Origin of the sequence: Nocardia farcinica (assembly GCF_029867845.1) — a bacterium.
Classification (GTDB): domain Bacteria; phylum Actinomycetota; class Actinomycetes; order Mycobacteriales; family Mycobacteriaceae; genus Nocardia; species Nocardia farcinica_A.
Map to the genome: position 1 here is coordinate 1 of NZ_JARWRU010000380.1, position 3172 is coordinate 3172.

General features: G+C 73.5%; 5 protein-coding genes. All 5 read left to right on the forward strand.

Annotation, left to right across the window (positions count from 1 at the left end):
* Positions 1 to 953 (forward strand): hypothetical protein (locus QH283_RS08015; RefSeq protein WP_348538266.1); only part of this gene is annotated, 953 nt, incomplete at its 5' end.
* Positions 954 to 969: 16 nt separating this feature from the next.
* On the forward strand, positions 970 to 1845 hold the full coding sequence (locus QH283_RS08020) for a MinD/ParA family ATP-binding protein (RefSeq protein WP_280502383.1): 876 nt from the start codon (positions 970 to 972) through the stop codon (positions 1843 to 1845).
* Positions 1842 to 2513 carry a hypothetical protein gene (locus QH283_RS08025; RefSeq protein WP_280502384.1) on the forward strand — a complete coding sequence of 224 codons (672 nt, stop codon included), beginning with the start codon at positions 1842 to 1844 and terminating at the stop codon, positions 2511 to 2513. Before QH283_RS08020 ends, QH283_RS08025 begins: the two co-directional genes overlap by 4 nt.
* The gene (locus QH283_RS08030; protein WP_280502385.1) at positions 2510 to 2806 is read left to right on the forward strand and encodes a hypothetical protein; all 297 of its coding nucleotides are present in this window, start codon (positions 2510 to 2512) and stop codon (positions 2804 to 2806) included. The genes QH283_RS08025 and QH283_RS08030 overlap by 4 nt, the downstream gene beginning before the upstream one ends.
* 16 nt (positions 2807 to 2822) lie before the next feature.
* Entirely contained in the window at positions 2823 to 3110 is a 288-nt protein-coding gene (locus tag QH283_RS08035) for a hypothetical protein (RefSeq protein ID WP_280502386.1), read from the forward strand.
* The last annotated feature ends 62 nt before the right edge of the window (positions 3111 to 3172 follow it).

A 3172-nucleotide genomic window follows, 5' to 3' on the forward strand; every position in this document is an offset into this window, starting at 1 on the left:
CGCGCGGCCGCCCCCACGACGAGACCGGCTTGCGCCCCCCCGACGCCGCCGCCGGCCCGACCCGGGCCGGGGGCTGGGGCGGGGGCGGGGAGTTGTTCCCGGCCGGCGTGGCGCCGCGACCGCGTGGCCGTGCCGCCGACGACGAGCCCGACCCGGACGACGTGCGGGCGGTCGCCGAGGTGCCCGCCGATCTGCCCACCCGCCGTGCCGAGTTCACCGGCGGCTGGTCGGACTGGGTCGCCGAGGACGCGCCGGATCTGGTGCACGCGCCCGGCCCGGACGACGACTTCCCGGAACGGGGCGCCGACCTGGTCCGTTTCCCGTGGCCGGACGACGAGGACTACGACGAGGACCCGGCCCCCGAGCCGCCGCCCGCCCGCCTGCTGCGCGACCATCCGGCCACCCGCCGGGCCAGGACGGTGATCGTGGCGGTGATCGCGGTGCTGGTGCTGATCGCCTCGGCGGTCGGCGCGCTGGTGCTGGTGCGGTTGTCCGCCGACCGGCCGGGCGCCGCGCCCGCGCAGGCGCCGATGCGGTTCACCGCGGGCAGCGCGCAGGCCGGGATCACCACCGGCTGCCCGACCGAGCACTTCGACCGGGTGCTGCGCAGCGCGGCCCCCGGTGGGGACGCCTCGGGGCCGGAGGCGGTGCTCGGCTTCCAGTACGCCTACTACGTGGACCGCTCCGGCGAGCGCGCCAGGCAGTTCGTCGCCCCGGAGGCCGCCGTGCCCGGCGCGGAGATCATCCAGCGCGGCATCGACACGGTCCCGGCGGGCACCACGCACTGCGTGCGGGTGACCACGCTGAGCGAGCGGCCCGGCGGGGAGGGCGCGTACGCGGTGGAGGTCACCGAGTATCGGCCCGGTGGCGCGCCCGCCACGTACAACAAGCAGACGGTCACCACCGCGGTGGTCGGCGGCCGGGTGCTCATCACGAGCATCACGGCCGGGTGAAGGAGAGCTGAGAGCGATGGGAGAGGACTGGAGCCGCTGGCTCGACGAGGCGCCCGACCGGGGCGAACCGCCGAGCCACGATGCGCGTACCAAGGCTCCGGTGGTGCGGTTCCGGCGGCGGGCCGGTGGGGACGGTGACGGGGTTCTGGGTCAGCGGTCGATCCTGGTGGTCGGCGGCTGTGGCGGGGCGGGCACGACGACGACGGCGCTCGGCATCGCCGGTGAGCTCGGTGTCGCGGGGACGCCGACGGTGGCCGTCGACGCGACCGCCGCGGGCGGCGACATCGCGCTGCGCGGCGCCGACGAGCATCTGCACCCGATCAGCCTGCAGTCGTGGCTGTACGGCCGCGGCGACGACGAGCCCGCGCCGTTGAAGGAGTGCCTCTCCCGCGCGACGTCGGGGATCGGCCTGTTGTGGCGTGACGCCGCGCCGCTGCGGCGGCGCGCCAGTTATCTGACGGTGGCGCGCGCGGTGGCCGACGCGGGCTACACCGCCGTCTACGACGGCGGCCACCCGATCGCGAGCCGCCAGCTGCGGCCGCTGCTCGACGACGGCGACATCGCCCTCGTGCTCACCATCGCGGCGCGACCGGACGCGGCCAATCGCCTGCGGGTGACGCTGGAATGGCTCGACGACGAGTTCGGCGAGGCCGCCGAGGGGCAGGGCAACGGCATCGTCGGCGACACCACGCTGGTCATCTCGCACCAGGCGCCCGGTGGCGACTCCCGCGTCGCCGACCATCTGCGCGAGCACCTGTCCGGCTGGGTCCGCGACATCGTCGAGGTTCCCTACGATCCGCACCTGGCCCGCGGGGAGCTGGTGTGTCACGCCGAACTGGCCGAGCGGACCCGCCGCGCCTACGCGCGGCTCGTGGAAGGGGTGGCGTCGTGACCGCCGCGATGCGGCTGCGCCGCAAACTCGATCCCCGCCCGGTGGGCGTCGTCGCGCCGCCGGAATCGCGCCGGGCCCCGGTGTGGGACCGCCCGGTGCCCGGTGTCGGCCGCGCCCCGCTGGTGTGGCTGCTCGGCGTGCACGGTGGCGCGGGCGCCACCACCCTGGCGCACGTGCTCGCGCCCGCCGCCGACGCCAGCCGCCGGTGGCCGGGTGTGTTCGACCGGGAATCGCCGTTCGTGGTGCTCGTCGCGCGCGAGACCATCTCCGGGCTGACCCGCGCGCACGACCTGCTGCGCCAGCACCACTTCGGTTTCGGCGGTCCCTCCGAGGTGCTCGGGCTGGTCACGGTCGCGGCGCGGCCGGGCCGGATGCCCGCCGAGATCCGCCGCTACCGGGAACTGGTCGGCTCGCTGGCCGGTCCGGTCTGGCAGGTGCCCTGGTACGAGGAATGGACCCTGGTCGAGCCCGAGCAACTGCCGATCTGGACGCCGGGCGACCCGATGCCGGAACGCAAACGCAAGATCGACCCGCTCGACGAGGTGCCGGTCGAGGTTCGTGAGCTGGGGGCTGACATCGTCGACGCGGTACGTGAGAAGCTTGACAGCAGAACGGATTTCGCAGACGACGATGTGACCGATCCGCCGTACGAGAAAGGGCCCCGATGAGCATGTTCCTCTTGGCTGTTCAGGACACCTACGACGTCGTGCTCGCCCAGGTCGGCAACCCGACCCCCGAGGCGCCCCCCGGATCGGAGAAGATCCTGCAGCTGGTGCGCTACCTGACCTGGTTCGTGTTGCTGTCGGGGATCTGCGGAATCATCTACGCGGGCGGCAGATTCGCCTGGGAACGCTGGTCCGGCGGCGGGCTGGAGTCGCCGAAGATGGTGGCGGGCGCGATGATCGGTGGCGCGGTGGCCACCAGCGCGGGCACCATCATGAACGCTGTGATCGGTACGTAAGGGTAAGGGTCGGGGAATGACCACGCGTGGAATGCGGGCGGAGCTCGTGCGGGAAGAACTGCTCGCCTACAAGCAGATGCCGTCGGAGGTGCTGGAGCCGCTGATGCAGCTGCTGAACTGGCTGCTGTGGTTCGTGCTGATCATCTGCCTGTCCTGGATGATCCTGTCCGCGGGCAGACTGTGGATCGCCTTCCGCACCGATCTGGCCGCCAACGACGCCTCGCACGGCGTGCTGATGAGCCTCATCGGCGCGATCGTGGCCAGCGGGGCCACCAGCATCGCGCTGGCGTTCCTTCCGGCGTGAGTGCGGGGCGGACCATGACGACGGCGGTGATGGTGGGCGCGGTCGCGCTCACCGCGGCGGTG